This is a genomic window from Gemmobacter lanyuensis, assembly GCF_014652355.1.
Classification (GTDB): domain Bacteria; phylum Pseudomonadota; class Alphaproteobacteria; order Rhodobacterales; family Rhodobacteraceae; genus Gemmobacter; species Gemmobacter lanyuensis.
This window is the reverse complement of record NZ_BMYQ01000003.1, coordinates 1-18,140: the sequence shown is the minus strand read 5'-3', so window position 1 is coordinate 18,140 and position 18,140 is coordinate 1. Positions and strand designations below refer to the sequence as shown.

Below are 18,140 nucleotides of genomic sequence, written 5' to 3'. Positions count from 1 at the left end.
ACGGCAGCACCGCCACAATCGCCGCCCTAAGCCTGCCGCAAATCCCTGCCACAAAGGGCGAAATCGTTAACGCCCCGCCCAAGGGCACGAGCAGCAAAGGAACGGAAGATGAAAAAGGAACGCCGCTGGCTGAAATCCGTGATCGCCGCTTCGGAAGGCGCGCAGCCTGCCCTGCCTTGGACCCGTGGCAACCGCCGCAAGCCCGAGGCCGTGAAAACCGCCGCGGCAAAGCCCATTTCTGCGCCGCAGGCCGTCGCCGCGCGCTGATCTAACCTTCGCTGATTCTCTTGCAAAGGCCGCCCCGGGGCTTCGGGGCGGCCTTTGCCATGTCAGATCCGGAAAGATTGAGTCGAAGAAACCCGAATTTCGCCTTGGTTGCAGAAACAATGTGCCGCAGATTGCGGAAATTCGCCGGGTTTGCGGAACGAAGGTGAATTAACTTTGACAGCGCGCCCCGGTTTTGCCATCTTTGCTACAAGACATCCAACAAGGTGTCTGCCAGATGATGGCGCGGTAAGACCAAGGGCAAGTTCCTGCGGCACCCCAGCATCTGTTGCCGGATTGTCCGACCGGCATTCAGTGAAAGCTCTGGACGGGCGGCCCTGCTGTGAACCTCTGCACAGCGACAAGGGGCCGCCTGTTCTGATTCTGAGCCCCCGCATCTTGAACCCATGAAAAAAGCCGCCCGAAGGCGGCTTTGCGTCAGACCCGAACGGGGCTATCAGGCGTTGCGGGTCAGCCGCTCTTCCAGCACGTCGAAAGGCAAGCCCGGCTCATCCTTGGCGCAGCGGATCACCAGGCTCGTCTTCACGCTTGCCACATTGTCGGCCTTCAGAAGCTCCCCGGTCAGGAAGGTCTGGAAGGTCGAAAGATCAGGCGCCACGCATTTCAGGATAAAGTCGATCTCGCCATTCAGCATGTGGCATTCGCGGACAAGCGGCCAATCGCGGCAGCGCGCCTCAAAGGCCGACAGGTCCGACTCGGCCTGGCTGTGCAACCGCACCATGGCAAAGACCGCCACTTCGAAACCTAGCTCGCGGGCGTCAATGTCGGCGTGATAGCCACGAATATAGCCCGCCTCCTCCAGCGTGCGGACACGGCGCAGACAGGGCGGCGCCGAGATGCCGACACGCTTGGCCAATTCGACATTCGTCATCCGGCCATCTGCCTGCAACTCGGCCAGAATGTGACGATCGATCGGGTCCAGCCTCGAACCGGCCATGGGCATTTTTCCTTGTTCTTGCACCGCTCGGGGGTGTCCCGGCGGCGTGTTTGCGCGGACATTAGGATTTTACGCCCCCCGGCGCAATATTCTTTCGCCCAATACGGTGTTTTGAAACGCGCAACAGAACGTGACACCCCCGCCCTTCCGCCGCCACCCGCGGGGTTTGCCCTTCCGCCGCGGCTTGCCTATATGGGGCGGACAGATTGCATGAGGGGATCATGAGCGAGACGCGCCACACCAAGGTTCTGATCATCGGCTCCGGCCCGGCGGGCTATACGGCTGCCGTCTATTCGGCCCGCGCCATGCTGGAGCCGATCCTTGTGCAGGGCCTGCAGCCCGGCGGGCAGCTGACCATCACGACCGAGGTCGAGAACTGGCCGGGTGACACCCATGTGCAAGGCCCAGACCTGATGGTCCGTATGGAAGAACACGCCCGCGCCATGGGGGCCGAGGTCATCAACGACTATATCTCGTCGCTCGACCTGTCGCAGCGGCCCTTTGTGGCCAAGGCGGACAGCGGCATCACATTCACGGCCGATGCGGTGATCCTGGCCACCGGGGCGCAGGCGAAATGGCTGGGCCTGCCGTCGGAAGAAAAGTTCAAGGGCTTTGGCGTGTCCGCCTGCGCGACCTGCGACGGCTTCTTCTATCGCGGCAAAGAGGTGGTGGTGATCGGCGGCGGCAATACCGCCGTGGAAGAGGCGCTGTTCCTGACCAATTTCGCCACCAAGGTGACGCTGGTCCACCGCCGCGATTCGCTGCGCGCCGAAAAGATCATGCAGGACCGGCTGTTCAAGCACCCCAAGGTCGCGGTCCTTTGGAACCACGAAGTGACCGAGGTGCTGGGCACCGAGGCCCCGCTGGGGGTGACGGCCGTGCGCGCCCGCAACGTGCAGACCGGCGAGACGACCGATGTACCCTGCGACGGCTTCTTCGTGGCCATCGGCCATGCGCCGGCATCCGAACTGGTGAAGGATCAGCTGGACCTGCACAACGGCGGCTACGTGAAGGTCGAGGCCGGTACCACCCGCACCTCGATCCCCGGTGTGTTCGCGGCGGGCGATCTGACCGACCATGTCTATCGCCAGGCGATCACTAGCGCCGGGATGGGCTGCATGGCGGCGCTGGATGCCGAACGCTGGCTGGCGGAACAGCACTGATCCGCCCCCCTGAAATGCAAAACGGCGCCCACCGGGGCGCCGTTTTCCTATCCTGGGCTTGGTCGCTCAGTGCGCGCTGACCGGGGCCAGATCGTTCTGGCGGGCGAGGGCAAAGGCAAGGCTGCGGTCGCGGACCAGCGCCAGCCGCTCGCCGTCCGGGCGATGCACGGCATAAAGCGTCTCAACACCCGCCGCCTGGGCGCGCAGCTCATCGGGAAGGTCCGCCACCGCAACGGGGCGGACATAGACGATGCGGCTTTCGGCTTCAGGCAGGAAATCGACTTTCACATCCATGATGGGGTCTCCTCATTTCGCCTCGATGCGCTTCACGGGGGCGGGCGGGGTATCGGCGCGCCCCGACCGGATCGGGATTGTCTGGACGACGGCCTCGGGCACGATACGGCGCAGGTCGATGTGCAGCAGCCCATGTTCCATATGGGCGCCCGCCACCTCGACCCCGTCGGCCAGAACAAAGCTGCGCTGGAAGGCGCGGCTTGCAATGCCCCGGTGCAGCCAGACGCGCGTCGCCTCGTCCTCGGCCTGACGACCGCGGATGACAAGCTGGCGATCCTCAACCGTGATGGCGAGTTCTTCTTCGCGGAAACCGGCGACGGCCAATGTGATGCGATAGGCGTTCTCGGTCACCGCCTCGATGTTGAAGGGCGGATAGCCGTCCCCCGATTTCGCGGTGCGTTCAACCAGCCGTTCCAGCTGTTCGAACCCGAGCAGATAGGGATGAGCCCCGAAACTGATCTTGGTCATCGACTTGCCCTTGTGTAAGCGACAGTTCGCGCCGGACCCCTGTCGGGCATCGCGGCATAAGTCGAATATGGGGCGCCCGGCGCCGCGGTGCAAGGGCCAAGACCCGGTCGGACCATGATGCAAATGCAGCGCAGATTCCTTCCCAAAGCACGGAAAAATCGGTATATTTGTACAATAGATCGCGTGCGACTCGAACAGGGCCACGCCTCACCGCCTGCCAGGAATGCCCATGAACGCTTCGATGGAACTCAATCTCGAAGAAATGCTCCGCATCCGGCTTGAGGTGCTGAGGCGGGAACATCGGGATCTGGACGAAGCCATCCACGCGCTGGAATCGACGGGGCGCCCCGATCAGCTGACGCTGCGGCGGCTGAAGAAACAGAAGCTCGCGCTCAAGGATCAGATCGTAAAGATCGAAGACAGCCTGATCCCCGATATCATCGCCTGATCCGCTTGCCCCTGCGTCCCCGAAACGCTAAAGCCCCTTCAAAACAAAGGGCCCGGCAGGCAGATGCGCCTGCCCCAGACAGGGGAAAGAGATGTCCGTAGACGTCGGAATCATCATGGGCAGCCAGTCCGACTGGGCGACCATGCGCGAAGCGGCCGCCATCCTGGATGAGCTGGGCATTTCCTATGAGGCCAAGATCGTCTCGGCCCATCGCACCCCCGACCGTCTGTGGACCTATGGCAAGACCGCCGTGGACCGTGGCCTGAAGGTGATCATCGCCGGGGCAGGCGGTGCCGCGCATCTGCCGGGGATGATGGCCTCGAAGACCCGCGTGCCGGTGATCGGCGTGCCGGTGCAGACCAAGGCCCTGTCTGGCGTGGACAGCCTTTATTCCATCGTGCAGATGCCCAAGGGCTTTCCGGTGGCGACCATGGCCATCGGCGCCGCGGGTGCGGCCAATGCCGGGCTGATGGCGGCGGGTATCCTTGCCGTGTCGGATGCCGCCCTTGGCGCCCGCCTCGACGCCTGGCGCGACGCCCTTTCCGCATCGATCCCCGAGGAGCCGAAAGATGAATGATCCCCTCCCCTCTGGCGCTGTCATCGGCATTCTGGGCGGCGGTCAGCTGGGCCGGATGCTGTCTGTCGCGGCCTCGCGTCTGGGGTTCCGGACCCATGTCTATGAACCGGCCGCCAATCCGCCGGCCGCCCATGTGGCCGACCGCCTGACCACGGCGGGCTATGACGACGCCGAGGCCCTGCGCGCCTTTGCCGCCTCGGTCGATGTCATCACCTATGAATTCGAGAATATCCCCACCGCCGCGCTGGATATTCTTGAGGCCGCCCGCCCGATCCGCCCGAACCGCCGCGCCCTGGCCGTCAGCCAGGACCGCGTGTCGGAAAAGACCTTCCTGAACGATTTGGGCCTTGCGACCGCCCCCTGGGCCGAGGTGAATTCCGCCGCCGACCTTGACGCCGCAATTGCGCGGATCGGCACGCCCGCCATTCTCAAGACCACGCGTCTGGGCTACGACGGCAAGGGTCAGGCCCGGCTGCGCGCGCCCGAAGATGCCGCCGACGCGCTGGCCGCCATGAACGGCGCCCCGGCAGTGCTGGAGGGCTTCATTTCTTTCAGCCATGAAGTGTCGGTCATCGCCGCGCGCGGCCTCGACGGGTCGGTCGCCTGTTTCGATCCCGGCGAGAATGTGCATCGCGACGGCATCCTGCATACCACCACCATCCCGGCCCGCCTGACGCTCGCACAGCGCACCGATGCGGTGCTGCTGGCCGCGCGCATCCTCAATGCGCTGGACTATGTCGGGGTCATGGGGGTTGAGCTTTTCGTGACCGATCAGGGCCTGCTGGTGAACGAAATCGCGCCGCGCGTCCATAATTCCGGCCACTGGACGCAAAACGGCTGCGCCATCGACCAGTTCGAACAGCACATCCGCGCCGTGGCCGGTTGGCCGCTGGGGGACGGGTCGCGCCATGCCGATGTGGTGATGGAAAACCTGATCGGGGATGATGTGCTGCGTGTGCCCGCCATCGCCCGCGAAAAGAACGCGGCCCTGCATATGTATGGCAAGGCCGAAGCCCGCCCTGGCCGCAAGATGGGCCATGTGAACCGCATCGTCACCAAGGGGTGATGGGGTCAGGCGTCGGGCGTGTCGGTATCCGGCTCGCCCCGCTCCAGCCTCTGGCGAGCCTCTGCGGCCAGCCGTTCATAGCGCAGGCGGAAGGCCTCCAAGCGGCCTTCCTCCAGCTCTTCCAGATCCAGCAGCGCATTATGGGCGCCCTGCGTGGCGCGGATCAGCTCATCAAGCTTCAGCTGGATGGCCGCGGTGTCGCGGTTTTGCGTGTTCTGGATCAGAAAGACCATCAGGAAGGTCACGATGGTGGTGCCGGTGTTGATCACCAGCTGCCAGGTATCGGAGAAGCCGAAGATCGGCCCCGTCACGACCCAGACCACAATGACCCCGATGGCCAGCAGAAAGGTCGATTGACGCCCGCAAAGCCGGGAAATCGACTTGGCGATGCTTCCGTAGCGATCCGACATCTGATCCTCCGCATCGGGACAGCGCCACCCTGCCCCCACCCCCGCGCCAAGACAAGCCCCATCGCGCCATGAAAAAGGGCGCCCGGAGGCGCCCTTTCCCTGTCCCTTTGACCGGGAGGTGGATCAGAAGTCCATCCCGCCGCCCATGCCGCCGGGCATGGCCGGAGCCGCGCCCTTGTCGGCGGGCTTGTCGGCGATCATCGCCTCGGTGGTGATCAGCAGCGAAGCGACCGAAGCAGCGTCTTCCAGCGCGGTGCGGGTCACTTTGGCCGGGTCGATCACGCCGAAGGTGAACATGTCGCCATATTCTTCGGTCTGAGCGTTGAAGCCAAAGTTCTTATCCGACGATTCACGGACTTTGCCAGCCACCACGGCGCCATCGACACCGGCGTTTTCGGCGATCTGACGCAGCGGTGCTTCCAGCGCGCGGCGAACGATCGCGATACCGGCGTTCTGGTCGCTGTTCTGACCGGTCACACCCTCAAGGGTCTTGCCAGCCTGAACCAGGGCGACGCCGCCGCCAACCACGATGCCTTCCTGAACGGCGGCACGGGTGGCGTTCAGTGCGTCATCCACGCGGTCCTTACGCTCTTTCACTTCGATCTCGGTCGAGCCGCCAACGCGGATCACGGCAACGCCGCCAGCCAGTTTGGCCACGCGCTCTTGCAGCTTCTCGCGGTCGTAGTCCGAGCTGGTCTCTTCGATCTGACCACGGATCTGGGCCACACGGGCTTCGATCTCGGCCTTGTCGCCAGCGCCGTCAACGATGGTGGTGTTGTCTTTGTTGATCGACACTTTCTTGGCGCGGCCCAGCATGTCGATGGTGACATTCTCGAGCTTCATGCCCAGGTCGTCCGAGATGACCTGACCACCGGTCAGGATCGCGATGTCCTGCAGCATGGCCTTGCGACGGTCGCCAAAGCCCGGGGCCTTGACGGCAGCGATCTTCAGGCCGCCACGCAGCTTGTTGACCACGAGGGTCGCCAGCGCTTCGCCTTCCACGTCTTCCGCAACGATGATCAACGGCTTTTGCGACTGGATCACGGCTTCCAGCAGCGGGACCATCGGCTGCAGCGACGAGAGTTTCTTCTCGTGCAGCAGGATCAGCGCGTCTTCCAGCTCGGCGACCATCTTGTCGGGGTTGGTCACGAAGTAGGGCGACAGGTAGCCGCGGTCGAACTGCATGCCTTCGACGACTTCGACTTCGGTGTCCATGCCCTTGTTTTCTTCGACGGTGATGACACCCTCGTTGCCGACCTTCTGCATCGCGTCAGCGATGAAACGGCCGATCTGGGCTTCGCCGTTGGCCGAAATGGTGCCAACCTGGGCGACTTCGTCGCTGTCCTTGACCGGACGGGCAGCCGCCTTGACGGCTTCCACGACCTTGGCGGTCGCGAGGTCGATGCCGCGCTTCAGGTCCATCGGGTTCATGCCGGCGGCAACAGCCTTCAGGCCTTCCTTGATGATGGCCTGGGCCAGCACGGTCGCGGTGGTGGTGCCGTCACCGGCTTCGTCGTTGGTGCGGGAAGCAACTTCCTTCACCATCTGGGCGCCCATGTTCTCGAACTTGTCGGCCAGTTCGATTTCCTTGGCGACCGAAACACCGTCCTTGGTGATGCGCGGGGCACCGAACGACTTTTCGATGACGACGTTACGGCCTTTCGGGCCGAGGGTCACTTTCACGGCATCGGCGAGGATGTTCACGCCGCGCAGCATGCGGTCGCGGGCATCGGACTCGAATTTGACGTCTTTAGCAGCCATTTGCTTGCTCCAGTGTCTTGAATTTCAGATTGGGAAACGCGATTGCGGGGTGCGCGCCGGGCGCACCGCCCGCAGTCCTCAGCCGATGATGCCGAGGATGTCGCTTTCCTTCATGATCAGCAGCTCTTCACCGTTCAGGGTGACTTCGGTGCCCGACCATTTGCCGAACAGCACGCGGTCGCCAGCCTTGACCGACATCGCGATCAGCTCGCCCGAGTCCTTGCGTGCGCCGTCGCCGCAGGAGACGACTTCGCCCTCTGCCGGCTTTTCCTTGGCGGTGTCGGGGATGATCAGCCCGCCCTTGGTCTTTTCGTCGCTCTGCACACGACGGACCAGCACACGGTCATGCAGCGGTTTGAAAGCCATCTGGTAACACTCCCATGGGTATCCAGTTTGAATTCGATTGGCACTCACCGAGATCGAGTGCCAACGGCGCAACAGTTAGGCATGGCTCCGCGGCCTGTCAACGCCCACGTTGCGAAAATTTTCACGGATCGGTGTTGCAGGCGTGATGCGGTTCCGCCTTCCCCCACAGGGGGTTCCGTGCAAGGATTCCGTCATGCGAATGTCACATCTTTTCCGCCGCTTCCGCCTGCATTTCCTGGCCCTTCTACTGCCGCTGCTGACCTTGCTGGCCAGCCCGGCTCAGGCCCGTTGCACCGGGCAAAACCTCCTCGATGCCCTCTCGCCCGACGAATCGGCCCGCCTAACCGCCGCCACCGACCGCCAGCCCTTCGCCCGCGGCAACCTCTGGCAGGCCACCCGCGGCACCGACCGGCTGACCCTTCTTGGCACCTATCACCTCTCCGACCACCGGCACGACCGGATGATCAGCACCCTCACCCCCCTCCTCGCCCGCGCCACCCAGCTTCTGGTCGAGGCCGGCCCGGAAGAGGAAAAGGCCCTTCGCCGCGACATCGCCGAAAACCCCGGCCTCCTCTTCCTCACCGAAGGGCCAAGCCTGATGCAGCAACTCCCGGCCGAAGATTGGCAGGGTCTCAGCGCCGCTCTTGCCGCCCGCAACATCCCCGCGATCATGGCCGCCAAGATGCGCCCCTGGTATCTCGCCTCGCTGCTGGCGGTGCCGCCCTGCGACATGGGCGCCGTCGCGGCAGGCAAGGGCCTCGATCACCGCGTCATGGCCATGGCCGCCGACCGCGGCCTGCCGGTCCGCGCCCTCGAACCCCATACCACCCTTTTCACCATCTTCGACACGATGTCGGCCGAAGACCAACTCGCCATGCTCCGCTCCTCGCTGCTGATGGAGGATCACGTGGCCGATTACTCTGCCACCATGGCCGATGCCTATTTCCGCGGCGAAAGCCGCCGCATCTGGGAATTTCTGCGTCTGACCACCGCAAAGCTCCCCGGCTACACGCCCGATCGCGCCAATGCGGAATTCGCCCAGATGGAAACCCTGCTGATGACCCGCCGCAACCAATCCTGGATCCCCGTCATCGAAGAGGCCGCCGCCCAAGGCGAAACCTTCGTGGCCTTCGGCGCCCTCCATCTCGCAGGCGAACAGGGCGTGCTGAACCTCCTCGCACAACGCGGTTGGACCATCACCCAACTCAGCCCCTGATCCCATTTTCTGTCCGAAAATATCCTCGGGAGGTGAATTGGCCGCAGGCCAAGAGGAGGGCAGACAGCCCTCCTCCCGTCCCGCAAAGGACGCGCGCCCCTGTCACCGTGACAAGCCCGAAAAGCTTGCCTATAAGGCGCCGAACCCATTCAGCCCACGGATGCTTCCATGATCAAGGTTTTCGGCCACAAATCCCCCGACACCGATTCCACCGGCTCGCCCATCGCCTGGGCCTGGTATCTTTCCGAGGTGAAAGGCACCCCGGCCGAGGCCGTGCTCCTGGGCGAACCCAATACCGAAGCGGCCTTCGTCCTCAAGCACTGGGACCTGCCCAAGCCGCAGATCATCCAGGATCTCGCCGCGGGCGAACCGGTCGTCGTGGTCGATACGAACAACCCGGCCGAACTGCCCGCCTCGATCCATGAGGCGAACCTGCTTGCAATCATCGACCATCACATGCTGGTCGGCGGCCTCAAGACCAAGACCCCGATCGACATCACCATCCGCCCGCTCGCCTGCACCTCGACCATCATGTTCGACCTGATGGGCGATGACGTGGCCAAGGCCCCGCGCGGCATCAAAGGCGCGATGCTTTCCTGCATCCTGTCGGACACGCTCGAATTCCGCAGCCCCACCACCACCGCGCATGACCGCGCCGTGGCCGAAAAGCTTGCCGCCGATCTGGGCGTTTCGATCCCCGAATTCGCCGCCGCGATGTTCGAGGCGAAGTCCGACGTTTCGGCCTTCTCGGATGCCGAACTCCTCCGGATGGACAGCAAGGAATATAACGTCGCCGGCAAGGAACTGCGGGTGAGCGTTCTGGAAACCACCGCCCCCAAGGTCGTGCTGGACCGCAAGGCCAGCCTCATGGCCGCGATGGAAACCGTCGCCCAGGAAGACGGCGCCGATCAGGTGCTTCTCTTCGTGGTGGACATCATCCGCGAGGAAGCAACCCTTCTCGTGCCGAATGATCTGGTCAAATCGCTGGCCGAGGCCAGCTTTGGCTGCACCGTCGAAGGCGATACCGTCGTCCTGCCGGGCGTGATGAGCCGCAAGAAGCAGATCATCCCCGCGCTGAAACTGTGATCCTCAGCCCCGCGCGCTCCGGTTCGGGTGCGCGGGGCTTTCCGCCTGCCGGCCGCAATCGGCGCTTGCACTTTCCCTGCGGAACCCCCTAGCTCTGCCCCCGATGATGCAGACCGCGAAAGGGCCCCCGATGACGACGTTGATCGCCTCGCTTTCCGAAATCTCCCAGAATTACCGCGCGGTTTTCTGCGACCTTTGGGGCTGCCTGCACAATGGCAAAGCCCCCTTCCCGGCCGCGGTCGCCGCCCTGCAGGCCTTCCGCGCGCAGGGCGGCACCGTGGTGATGCTGACCAATGCGCCCCGCCCCTTCGGCTCGGTCGAGGCGCAACTGGCCCGGCTGGGCGCCCCGCGCGACTGTTATGATCTGGTGGTGTCTTCGGGCGATGCGGCGCAATATGCGCTGATCTCGGGTGCCGTGGGACGACGCGTGCATTTCATCGGCGCCGACAAGGACATGCCCTTCTTCACCGATCTGCCGCCCGAACTCGCAGCCCTTGCCGCCAAACATCCGCCCTTTGAATTCGTCCCCATGGCCGAGGCCGAAGGCATCGTCTGCACCGGCCTGCGCGATGATCAGACCGAAACGCCGGAGGATTATCGCGCCGCCCTGCTGCTGGGCAAGGCACGGGGGCTGACCATGCTGTGCGCCAACCCCGATATCATCGTCGATATGGGCGAACGGCGCATGTATTGCGCGGGCGCGCTGGCACAGGCCTATGAAGAGGCCGGGGGCGAGACGCTCTATTTCGGCAAGCCCCATCCCCCGATCTACGATCTGGCGCGTCGCAAGCTGACGGAAACCGTGGGCAGCATCCCGAATGAGGAAATCCTCTGCATCGGCGACGGCCCCTGGACCGATGTTCTGGGCGCGCAGAACGAAGGGATCGACACGCTGTTCATCACCGGCGGCATCATGGCCGAGAGATTTGGCAGCGATTCCGCCCGGCCCGATCCGGCGCGGCTTGAGGCCTGGCTGGGGGAAAACGGCCTCGCGCCCACATGGTCGATGGGGCATCTCGCCTAACGCGCCCGCAACAAAGTTGCGACTTTTGTCGAACAGGCGTCCAAAAATTACCTCGCCGATTGCGCTGCAGTGCGGCATCTGCTATGTTGCACTGCAGTAACGGAGGATTCGAGGATGCTCGACAACATGCCCCGCGGCACGATCTGCATCGAAGACATCGAAATCGGCATGGTGCGGCATCTGCGAAAGACGGTGACAGACCGCGATATCGAGCTGTTCGCCGAGGTTTCGACCGACCGCAACCCCGTGCATCTGGATGACTCTTACGCCCAGGACACCATCTTTCAGGGCCGCATTGCCCATGGGATGCTGACCGCAGGGCTGATTTCGGCGGTGATCGGGGAACAGCTTCCGGGGCATGGCACGGTCTATCTGGGCCAGTCTCTCAAGTTCATGGCGCCGGTGCGCCCCGGCGATACCGTCTATGCCGAGGTCAAGGTGACTGCGATCGACCACGCCAAGCGCCGCGTTACCCTTGAAACCCATTGCGCCGTAGGTAATACCGTTGTGCTGAAGGGCGAGGCGCTGGTTCTGGCGCCAAGCCGCAAGTTCGACTAAGGGGCCAAGGCCCCTTTCCAAGCGAGGGGGCATGACCCCCGCCACGGGGCCGCATGAAGATTATCCAGCACTGGCAAGGGCTTGCCCCCACAGATCGTGGCGCATCCGTCGCCATGGGCAATTTTGATGGCGTGCATCTGGGCCACCGTTCGGTGATCGAGGCCGCCGCAGGGCATGGCCTGCCCGGCGTTCTGACCTTTGAACCCCACCCGCGCGAGTTCTTTTCCCCCGACGCTCCGCCCTTCCGCCTGATGAATGCCGAGGCACGCGCGAACCGTCTGGCCAAGCTGGGGGTCGAGCGGCTTTATGAGCTGCCGTTTAATGCGACCATGGCGGCGCTTTCGCCCGAAGACTTCGCGGCCGAGGTGCTGGCCGATGGTCTGGGCGTGACCCATGTCACCGTCGGGTCGGATTTCTGCTTTGGCAAGGGGCGCAAGGGCACGGTCGAAGACCTGCAGGCGCTTGGGGCGAAATACGGCTTTGGCGTCACCATCGCCCCCTTGCTGCGGGCTGGCGGGAAAGAGATTTCATCGACCGCGATCCGCAACGCCCTGTCCGAAGGTCGCCCGCGCGATGCGGCGACCATGCTGGGCCACCTGCACCGGATCGAGGGCGAGGTGATCCACGGCGAAAAACGTGGGCGCGAGCTGGGCTACCCGACTGCGAACATGTCGGTCGCGGGTCTGCACTTGCCCCGGCTGGGGGTCTATGCCGTCAAGGTCGATGTACTGACCGGGCCGCAGGCCGGAAGCTATGGCGGCGCGGCAAGTCTTGGCGTGCGCCCGATGTTCGGAGAAAACGCCCCGAACCTTGAAACCTTCATCTTCGATTTCAAGGGCGATCTCTATGGCCAGCACCTGTCGGTCGCGCTGGTCGAATATCTGCGCCCGGAGATGAAATTCACCGGGCTTGACGCGCTCATCACCCAGATGGACGGCGATTGCGCCCGTGCGCGCACCCTGTTGGCGGAGGCATGATGCGCCCGCGTTTCTGGGAAACCGTCCCCCTTCGCAAGATGACCCCCGAGGAATGGGAGGCGCTTTGTGATGGCTGCGGCAAATGCTGTCTCAACAAGATCGAGTTTGAAGACACCGGCGAGGTTGCCTTCACCCGCCTTGCCTGCCGGTTGCTGGATGGGGAAAGCTGCCGCTGCACCCAATATCCGATCCGCAAGCAATTCGTGCCTGATTGTGTGCAGCTGACGCCCGCGACCCTGCCCAAGATCGCCTATTGGATGCCGCAGACCTGCGCCTATCGGCGGCTTTACGAAGGCAAGACCCTGCCTGACTGGCACCCGCTGGTCACTGGCAACCCCGAGTCGGTGCATGAAGCCGGGGCTTCGGTCCGGGGCTGGACGGTGCCGGAGTTCGAGGTGCCGGAAGAAGACTGGGAAGATTATATCATCGAGGAGACGCCCTGATGTTCTTCACCTCTGACAATGCCGCGCCCGTCCCGCCTGAGGTTCTCGCCGCATTGTCCGAGGCGAACACGGGCTACACCCCCGGCTATGGCACCGATGCCGTAACAGCCGCCGTGCAGGATCGCATCCGCGCCGTGCTGGAGGCACCCGAGGCCGTGGTGCATCTGGTGGCCACCGGCACGGCCGCCAATGCGCTGGCGCTGGCGACCCTCTGCCCGCCCTGGGGCGCGGTCTTCTGCCATACCCATGCCCATGTGCAGGAAGACGAATGTGGCGCGCCAGAGTTTTTCAGCGCCGGGGCAAAGCTGCTTCAGGTCGAAGGCGCCCATGGCAAGATGGCGCCCGAGGCGCTGGCCCGCCGCATCGCCATGACCGGCGGATCGGTGCATGGTGTGCAGCGCGGCGCGTTGACCCTGACCAATGTGACCGAGGCCGGAACCGTCTATACCCCCGACGAAACCGCAGCCCTGGCCCGCATCGCGCACGAGGCCGGGGTGCCGGTGCATCTGGATGGCGCGCGCTTCGCCAATGCGGTTGCGGCCACCGGGGCCAGCCCTGCGGACCTGACCTGGCGGTCGGGGGTGGATGTGCTGTCCTTTGGTGGCACCAAGAACGGTCTGATGGGGGTGGAGGCGGTTGTCTTTTTCGCCCTCGACCGCGCTTGGGAATTTGAGCTGCGCCGCAAACGCAGCGGGCATCTGCTGTCCAAGGGGCGCTATCTGGCGGCGCAGATGGGCGCGATGCTCGAGGGGAACCGCTGGCTCGACTGGGCGGGACATGCCAATGCCATGGCCACGCGGCTGGCCGAAGGGCTGAAGGCACGCGGTGTCACGCTCTGGCATCCGGTGCAGGCGAATATCCTGTTCGCGCAATGGCCTGCGGGCACCTCAGCCCGCCTGCGCGCGGCCGGCGCGCGGTTCTATGACGCCCCCGCACCCGAGGGATACGAGGCCGCGCGGCTTGTCACCAGCTGGTCCACTACCCCCGAGGATGTGGACGGCTTCCTCGCCGCCCTCCAGATCAGCTGACCAGCGACGCCATGACAGCCGCCACCGCGGCAGCATGCGTGATGGGCAACATATGCCCTGCCCCGCCGATGACATGGCGTTGCACCTTGGGCAGGCGCGCAGCAAGGGCACCGTGGATGGCCGCAACAATCGTCGGGCTTTCCGCCCCTTCGATCAGCAGCGTGGGCCGATCAAATCCCTCAAGCCGTCCGGGGGCCAGCATCCCCGGCCGATCCTCCAGCAGAACATCGTTCTGCGCGCGGATCAGGCCCATGCGATCCGTCATATAGCGGCGCTGACGTTCGGGCAGGCTGGCGAAATCGCCCGCGCCCCAGATGGCATGAAAGGCCTGCGCCGCAAGCGCGGGCGCGCTGTCGATATGGCGGTCCACCTCGGCATAGCCAGCCGCGAAGAGGGCAAAGGCGGCATCACCGCGCGCAGCGGCAAACAGAACCGGCTCTATCAACGTCAGGGTTCTGACAAGGTCGGGATGGTCCAGCGCCACGCGCAGGGCGACGGTGGCACCAAAGCTGTGCCCGATCAGATCGGCCGCCCCACCCTGCGCCCGGAGCGTCGCAAGCGCGATGTCATAGGCCATGTCATGTAGGCTGCGCGCGCCCGTCCAGGGCGCCGCACGGCCATGGCCCGGCAGGTCGGGCGCGGTGATCGTCAGACCCCGCAGTGCCGCCGCAAGATTGGCCCAGGCACCGGCATGGGCGAGCGAACAATGCAGTGCAACGGCCCGACGCGGCCCCCCGGCGAACACCCGGCAGGATTCGGGCAGATCGCTCACAACTTGCCCTGCAGATGCAGTTCCAGATCCTCCAGATGGTCCTGACCCCAGAACCGCTCCTCGCCCACCACATAGAAGGGGACGCCAAAGACACCGCGCGACACGGCTTCCTCGAGGTTCACGGCATAGGTTTCGGCGGCGCTCAGCATGCCGCGGTCAGCAACGCGCGGGTCAAAGCCGTTACGGGCCAGCAGATCCTGAATGACCTCATCCTCGGCGATATTGCGGTTCTCGGCCCAGCAGGCCCGGGCTAGGCCATGGACCAGCCCGCCCAGATCACCGCCCCCCGCCGCCTGCGCCGCAATGATGGCATAGGCCGAGGGCGCGGGGTTCACCGGCCAATACGCGGGCTGCAGATTGATCGGCAGCCCGTGCTTGCGCGATTGCCGCGCCAGTTCCTGCAGACGAAAGGTTTTGCGGTTGTCATGCCGTTCGGCCAGCGGCAGCCCCCCGGTGCGGGCAAAAAGCGCGCTCGGATCCACCGGCACATAATGCACCGTCGCGCCATTGCGCTGCGCCAACGCCTCGAGCCTTTGGCCCGCGAGGTAAACAAAAGGGGAAACCGTCGCGAAAAAATAGTCGATCTGGGCCATCGCATGGCTCTCCTGTCGTTGGGCGGTTTGCGTGGACCCTAGCCGGGTGATAAGCGGTGTCAACGCCTTGTCAGGGGCGCGAATCCCAAGGCCCACGGATCACAGGACGACAACAGATGGCTGCCATGACCGAACCCAAGCTGATTTCCGGCAATGCAAACCGCACGCTGGCCAATTCCATCGCGCGGCGCATGTCGATGCATCGCGGCATGCAGGTCGGTCTGGTGGACGCCCGCGTCGAACGCTTCAACGATCAGGAAATCTTTGTCGAAGTGTTCGAAAACGTCCGCGGCGAAGACATGTATGTCATCCAGCCGACCTCGAACCCGGCCAATGACAACCTGATGGAACTGCTGATCATCGCCGATGCCCTGCGCCGTTCCTCGGCCGACCGCATCACTGCCGTGATCCCCTATTTCGGCTATGCCCGTCAGGACCGCCGCGCCAAGGCCCGCACCCCGATCAGCGCGAAACTGGTGGCCAACCTGCTGACCGAGGCGGGCATTGACCGCGTCCTGACGCTTGATCTGCACGCGGCCCAGATCCAGGGCTTCTTCGACATCCCGGTTGACAACCTCTATGCCAGCCCGATCTTCGCGCTGGATATCGAACACCACTTCAAGGACAAGATGGACGATCTGATGATCGTCTCGCCCGACGTGGGCGGCGTGGCCCGGGCGCGCGAACTGGCCAAGCGCATCAACGCCCCGCTCTCGATCGTTGACAAGCGGCGCGAAAAGGCGGGCGAAGTCGCCGGCATGACCGTGATCGGCAATGTCGAAGGCAAGAAATGCATCATCGTCGATGACATCTGCGACACCGCCGGCACGCTGTGCAAAGCCGCCGAAGTGCTGATGGAAAACGGCGCGACCGAGGTTCATTCCTACATCACCCACGGCGTGCTGTCCGGCCCGGCGGTGGAGCGCGTGTCGAAATCGGTGATGAAATCTCTGGTCATTACGGATTCGATCGAACCGACCGAGGCAGTGAAGAACTGCCCCAATATCCGCATCGTCCCGACCGCGCCGATGTTTGCGCAGGCCATCCTGAACATCTGGCACGGCACCAGCGTCTCGTCGCTGTTTGAAACCGAAACGCTCGTCCCGATTTATGAAGGCCTCTATCAGCGCGGCTGATCAAGGCAGGATTGAAAAGGGGCGCCGCGGGCGCCAGCCCGTGCGATAAATGTTGATGCTTTCACGCCCCGCCGCTATGCTGGCGGGGCGGTTCCTTTTCAGGATGAGGGTTTGCGTCGATGCCGGTGCCGTCCGCAGCAGCACAACCCTCGACGAAATCGTCGAGAGATGAACGGCGGCGATTTCCTTCAACCATTGGAGGTTTTTCCGTTAACTTCTGCCGGAACCCGCATTGTCGGCTGTTCGGGGTATATCCGGACCCAATCGATGGGCGCGGGAAATCCCGAACCGACGCGGATCGAGGTTCCGTAACTGGCACTGGCGAAGACCGGACGTTCATCTGCCCCGCCTGCAGCACCGCAAACACAGTCAAATCGAACCGCGCTCTGGTGGAAGAATACGCCAGGGTCCGTTCGCTGAATAGGCGAACAAACCAGCAACATTGTCGAACAGAGGGCTGCGAGAATGAGGGCGTGTCGCTTTCGCTAAGCCCGTCCTCCTATGCGGCGTTCGGAAAGACGGCCAAAGGGGACAAGCGGTTTCAGTGCAAGTCTTGCAAGAAAACGTTCTCCGTAGGCAGCCCGACCCGTCGGCACAAGCAGACACACGAAACGGCGGGCATCCTGAAATCCCTGGTCAACAAGGTGCCGCTCAGCCGCATTTGCGAGATGCACGACGTCAGCCTGAAACAAGTCCACGGGAAGATCGACTTTCTCTATCAGCAGGTGCTCGCCTTCACGCATGACCGCGAGGCGAGAATGGCGGACTGTTTTGCGGGGCGGCGGCCATACTTCGCGACAGATATCCAAACGATCCTGGTCAACTGGCCGGTGAAGAACCGAAGAGGGACGATCCCGCTGCTGCATATGGCGACGGTGCACAAGTTTTCGCAGTTCGTTGTGGCCTCGACCGTCGACTACGATCCTTCCATCTCGCCCGAGCAGATAGAGGAGATGATGAGGTCTTGCGGAGACTTTGACCTGAACCGGTCGATGCGGCGTCATGCACGCTTGTGGGCGGCGACGGAATATCAGAACTCCCTCTTGCGCGTTCAGGGCAAACTGTTTTCCAAGGAGGACCTCGCAACGGCCGGCCCGTTGCAGTTGCCGGGTTCGGGCTGCCGCGTGCGGGGCGATGCCTTCATCTATGCGCACATGATGCTGGTGAAGAAGCTGATCGGAAACCAGTTCCGGACCGCCAACTACTGTATCGACGACGAAGCTGGCCTGTCGGTGGCGATCTGTGCCCTCAATGTCCGAGATATCAAGGCCGGAAGGATCAATGTCGCCGAGGTCAGCTTCAAGAAGGGGATGACCAATGACGACCGGATGGCATTCGCCGCTGAGGGGCGTCGGATCCTTAACTTTGTCCTGACTTCCGAAGCCGCGAACATCGAAGCGATAAAATCCGACTTTCCTTGGCTATCCGACTTCCAGGCAGCAACACTCGTTGTGCTCTGGAAAAACTTCAAAGACCTTAGGCTCCAGACTCATTGATTTTCACAGCCAGAACATGACGGTGGCCGCGAGAGC

The 18,140-nt window shown here is 63.7% G+C and carries 22 protein-coding genes; 14 read left to right on the top strand and 8 right to left on the bottom strand.

Annotation, left to right across the window (positions count from 1 at the left end; all coding sequences use genetic code 11):
* The first annotated feature begins 108 nt into the window (after positions 1–108).
* Positions 109–267 (top strand): hypothetical protein, encoded by a 159-nt coding sequence (locus IE101_RS07120; protein WP_189633143.1) that lies wholly within the window; start codon positions 109–111, stop codon positions 265–267.
* A gap of 454 nt (positions 268–721) precedes the next feature.
* On the opposite strand, the gene IE101_RS07115 is transcribed toward IE101_RS07120, so the two are convergent.
* Positions 722–1,222: an Lrp/AsnC family transcriptional regulator gene (locus IE101_RS07115; RefSeq protein WP_189633142.1), complete on the bottom strand. Its 501-nt coding sequence runs from the start codon at positions 1,220–1,222 to the stop codon at positions 722–724.
* A gap of 221 nt (positions 1,223–1,443) precedes the next feature.
* On the opposite strand from IE101_RS07115, the gene trxB reads away from it, so the two are divergent.
* On the top strand, positions 1,444–2,385 hold the full coding sequence (trxB, locus tag IE101_RS07110) for a thioredoxin-disulfide reductase (RefSeq protein ID WP_189633141.1): 942 nt from the start codon (positions 1,444–1,446) through the stop codon (positions 2,383–2,385).
* Between the two features lie 66 nt (positions 2,386–2,451).
* Here the strand turns inward: trxB and IE101_RS07105 are convergent, their stop codons facing one another.
* Together IE101_RS07105 and IE101_RS07100 are read right to left on the bottom strand one after the other, a co-directional pair.
* Positions 2,452–2,679 (bottom strand): DUF1150 family protein, encoded by a 228-nt coding sequence (locus IE101_RS07105; RefSeq protein ID WP_189633140.1) that lies wholly within the window; start codon positions 2,677–2,679, stop codon positions 2,452–2,454.
* A gap of 12 nt (positions 2,680–2,691) precedes the next feature.
* Entirely contained in the window at positions 2,692–3,147 is a 456-nt protein-coding gene (locus tag IE101_RS07100) for an Hsp20 family protein (protein WP_189633139.1), read from the bottom strand.
* A gap of 229 nt (positions 3,148–3,376) precedes the next feature.
* Between IE101_RS07100 and IE101_RS07095 the strand changes: the two genes are divergently transcribed.
* The 3 genes from IE101_RS07095 (at position 3,377) to IE101_RS07085 (ending at position 5,238) form a co-directional block, all read left to right on the top strand.
* Complete coding sequence (locus IE101_RS07095) at positions 3,377–3,595, top strand: YdcH family protein (RefSeq protein ID WP_189633138.1); 219 nt, start codon at positions 3,377–3,379, stop codon at positions 3,593–3,595.
* Positions 3,596–3,686: 91 nt separating this feature from the next.
* Complete coding sequence (gene purE / locus IE101_RS07090) at positions 3,687–4,172, top strand: 5-(carboxyamino)imidazole ribonucleotide mutase (RefSeq protein ID WP_189633137.1); 486 nt, start codon at positions 3,687–3,689, stop codon at positions 4,170–4,172.
* Positions 4,165–5,238, top strand: coding sequence for a 5-(carboxyamino)imidazole ribonucleotide synthase (locus IE101_RS07085; protein WP_189633136.1), 1,074 nt, complete (start codon positions 4,165–4,167; stop codon positions 5,236–5,238). Before purE ends, IE101_RS07085 begins: the two co-directional genes overlap by 8 nt.
* Before the next feature lie 5 nt (positions 5,239–5,243).
* Here IE101_RS07085 and IE101_RS07080 read toward each other — a convergent pair whose 3' ends face one another.
* From IE101_RS07080 to IE101_RS07070, 3 genes are all read right to left on the bottom strand, one after another.
* The gene (locus tag IE101_RS07080; protein WP_189633135.1) at positions 5,244–5,648 is read right to left on the bottom strand and encodes a low affinity iron permease family protein; all 405 of its coding nucleotides are present in this window, start codon (positions 5,646–5,648) and stop codon (positions 5,244–5,246) included.
* 123 nt (positions 5,649–5,771) lie between these two features.
* Positions 5,772–7,409 carry a chaperonin GroEL gene (gene groL / locus IE101_RS07075; protein ID WP_189633134.1) on the bottom strand — a complete coding sequence of 546 codons (1,638 nt, stop codon included), beginning with the start codon at positions 7,407–7,409 and terminating at the stop codon, positions 5,772–5,774.
* Between the two features lie 78 nt (positions 7,410–7,487).
* On the bottom strand, positions 7,488–7,775 hold the full coding sequence (locus IE101_RS07070; protein WP_189633133.1) for a co-chaperone GroES: 288 nt from the start codon (positions 7,773–7,775) through the stop codon (positions 7,488–7,490).
* A gap of 199 nt (positions 7,776–7,974) precedes the next feature.
* Between IE101_RS07070 and IE101_RS07065 the strand changes: the two genes are divergently transcribed.
* From IE101_RS07065 to IE101_RS07035, 7 genes are all read left to right on the top strand, one after another.
* Entirely contained in the window at positions 7,975–8,991 is a 1,017-nt protein-coding gene (locus IE101_RS07065) for a TraB/GumN family protein (RefSeq protein WP_189633132.1), read from the top strand.
* 168 nt (positions 8,992–9,159) lie between these two features.
* Entirely contained in the window at positions 9,160–10,077 is a 918-nt protein-coding gene (locus IE101_RS07060; protein WP_189633131.1) for a manganese-dependent inorganic pyrophosphatase, read from the top strand.
* 130 nt (positions 10,078–10,207) lie between these two features.
* Positions 10,208–11,101 carry a TIGR01459 family HAD-type hydrolase gene (locus IE101_RS07055; RefSeq protein WP_189633130.1) on the top strand — a complete coding sequence of 298 codons (894 nt, stop codon included), beginning with the start codon at positions 10,208–10,210 and terminating at the stop codon, positions 11,099–11,101.
* Between the two features lie 114 nt (positions 11,102–11,215).
* Positions 11,216–11,659 (top strand): MaoC family dehydratase, encoded by a 444-nt coding sequence (locus tag IE101_RS07050; RefSeq protein WP_189633129.1) that lies wholly within the window; start codon positions 11,216–11,218, stop codon positions 11,657–11,659.
* A gap of 53 nt (positions 11,660–11,712) precedes the next feature.
* A complete protein-coding gene (locus IE101_RS07045; RefSeq protein WP_189633128.1) occupies positions 11,713–12,636 on the top strand; it encodes a bifunctional riboflavin kinase/FAD synthetase in 924 nt (307 codons plus the stop codon).
* The gene (locus tag IE101_RS07040) at positions 12,636–13,079 is read left to right on the top strand and encodes a YcgN family cysteine cluster protein (protein WP_229804053.1); all 444 of its coding nucleotides are present in this window, start codon (positions 12,636–12,638) and stop codon (positions 13,077–13,079) included. The genes IE101_RS07045 and IE101_RS07040 overlap by 1 nt, the downstream gene beginning before the upstream one ends.
* Positions 13,079–14,107 (top strand): threonine aldolase family protein, encoded by a 1,029-nt coding sequence (locus tag IE101_RS07035; RefSeq protein WP_189633126.1) that lies wholly within the window; start codon positions 13,079–13,081, stop codon positions 14,105–14,107. Before IE101_RS07040 ends, IE101_RS07035 begins: the two co-directional genes overlap by 1 nt.
* On the opposite strand, the gene IE101_RS07030 is transcribed toward IE101_RS07035, so the two are convergent.
* Positions 14,100–14,879, bottom strand: coding sequence for an alpha/beta fold hydrolase (locus IE101_RS07030; protein WP_189633125.1), 780 nt, complete (start codon positions 14,877–14,879; stop codon positions 14,100–14,102). The two genes, IE101_RS07035 and IE101_RS07030, sit on opposite strands and share 8 nt — an antisense overlap.
* Positions 14,876–15,472, bottom strand: a complete 597-nt coding sequence (locus IE101_RS07025; RefSeq protein WP_189633124.1) for a 2-hydroxychromene-2-carboxylate isomerase — start codon at positions 15,470–15,472, stop codon at positions 14,876–14,878. Before IE101_RS07025 ends, IE101_RS07030 begins: the two co-directional genes overlap by 4 nt.
* 116 nt (positions 15,473–15,588) lie before the next feature.
* Here IE101_RS07025 and IE101_RS07020 point away from each other — a divergent pair, with 116 nt between their 5' ends.
* Both IE101_RS07020 and IE101_RS07015 read left to right on the top strand, forming a co-directional pair.
* Complete coding sequence (locus IE101_RS07020; protein WP_189633123.1) at positions 15,589–16,608, top strand: ribose-phosphate pyrophosphokinase; 1,020 nt, start codon at positions 15,589–15,591, stop codon at positions 16,606–16,608.
* Positions 16,609–17,081: 473 nt separating this feature from the next.
* Complete coding sequence (locus tag IE101_RS07015; RefSeq protein ID WP_189633122.1) at positions 17,082–18,104, top strand: hypothetical protein; 1,023 nt, start codon at positions 17,082–17,084, stop codon at positions 18,102–18,104.
* Positions 18,105–18,140 lie beyond the last annotated feature (36 nt).

Bases quoted from the DNA above. Each gene is read 5' to 3' on its own strand.
- IE101_RS07120 (WP_189633143.1), top strand. From the start codon at position 109: ATGAAAAAGGAACGCCGCTGGCTGAAATCCGTGATCGCCGCTTCGGAA.
- IE101_RS07115 (WP_189633142.1), bottom strand. From the start codon at position 1,222: ATGGCCGGTTCGAGGCTGGACCCGATCGATCGTCACATTCTGGCCGAG.
- trxB (WP_189633141.1), top strand. From the start codon at position 1,444: ATGAGCGAGACGCGCCACACCAAGGTTCTGATCATCGGCTCCGGCCCG.
- IE101_RS07105 (WP_189633140.1), bottom strand. From the start codon at position 2,679: ATGGATGTGAAAGTCGATTTCCTGCCTGAAGCCGAAAGCCGCATCGTC.
- IE101_RS07100 (WP_189633139.1), bottom strand. From the start codon at position 3,147: ATGACCAAGATCAGTTTCGGGGCTCATCCCTATCTGCTCGGGTTCGAA.
- IE101_RS07095 (WP_189633138.1), top strand. From the start codon at position 3,377: ATGAACGCTTCGATGGAACTCAATCTCGAAGAAATGCTCCGCATCCGG.
- purE (WP_189633137.1), top strand. From the start codon at position 3,687: ATGTCCGTAGACGTCGGAATCATCATGGGCAGCCAGTCCGACTGGGCG.
- IE101_RS07085 (WP_189633136.1), top strand. From the start codon at position 4,165: ATGAATGATCCCCTCCCCTCTGGCGCTGTCATCGGCATTCTGGGCGGC.
- IE101_RS07080 (WP_189633135.1), bottom strand. From the start codon at position 5,648: ATGTCGGATCGCTACGGAAGCATCGCCAAGTCGATTTCCCGGCTTTGC.
- groL (WP_189633134.1), bottom strand. From the start codon at position 7,409: ATGGCTGCTAAAGACGTCAAATTCGAGTCCGATGCCCGCGACCGCATG.
- IE101_RS07070 (WP_189633133.1), bottom strand. From the start codon at position 7,775: ATGGCTTTCAAACCGCTGCATGACCGTGTGCTGGTCCGTCGTGTGCAG.
- IE101_RS07065 (WP_189633132.1), top strand. From the start codon at position 7,975: ATGTCACATCTTTTCCGCCGCTTCCGCCTGCATTTCCTGGCCCTTCTA.
- IE101_RS07060 (WP_189633131.1), top strand. From the start codon at position 9,160: ATGATCAAGGTTTTCGGCCACAAATCCCCCGACACCGATTCCACCGGC.
- IE101_RS07055 (WP_189633130.1), top strand. From the start codon at position 10,208: ATGACGACGTTGATCGCCTCGCTTTCCGAAATCTCCCAGAATTACCGC.
- IE101_RS07050 (WP_189633129.1), top strand. From the start codon at position 11,216: ATGCTCGACAACATGCCCCGCGGCACGATCTGCATCGAAGACATCGAA.
- IE101_RS07045 (WP_189633128.1), top strand. From the start codon at position 11,713: ATGAAGATTATCCAGCACTGGCAAGGGCTTGCCCCCACAGATCGTGGC.
- IE101_RS07040 (WP_229804053.1), top strand. From the start codon at position 12,636: ATGCGCCCGCGTTTCTGGGAAACCGTCCCCCTTCGCAAGATGACCCCC.
- IE101_RS07035 (WP_189633126.1), top strand. From the start codon at position 13,079: ATGTTCTTCACCTCTGACAATGCCGCGCCCGTCCCGCCTGAGGTTCTC.
- IE101_RS07025 (WP_189633124.1), bottom strand. From the start codon at position 15,472: ATGGCCCAGATCGACTATTTTTTCGCGACGGTTTCCCCTTTTGTTTAC.
- IE101_RS07020 (WP_189633123.1), top strand. From the start codon at position 15,589: ATGGCTGCCATGACCGAACCCAAGCTGATTTCCGGCAATGCAAACCGC.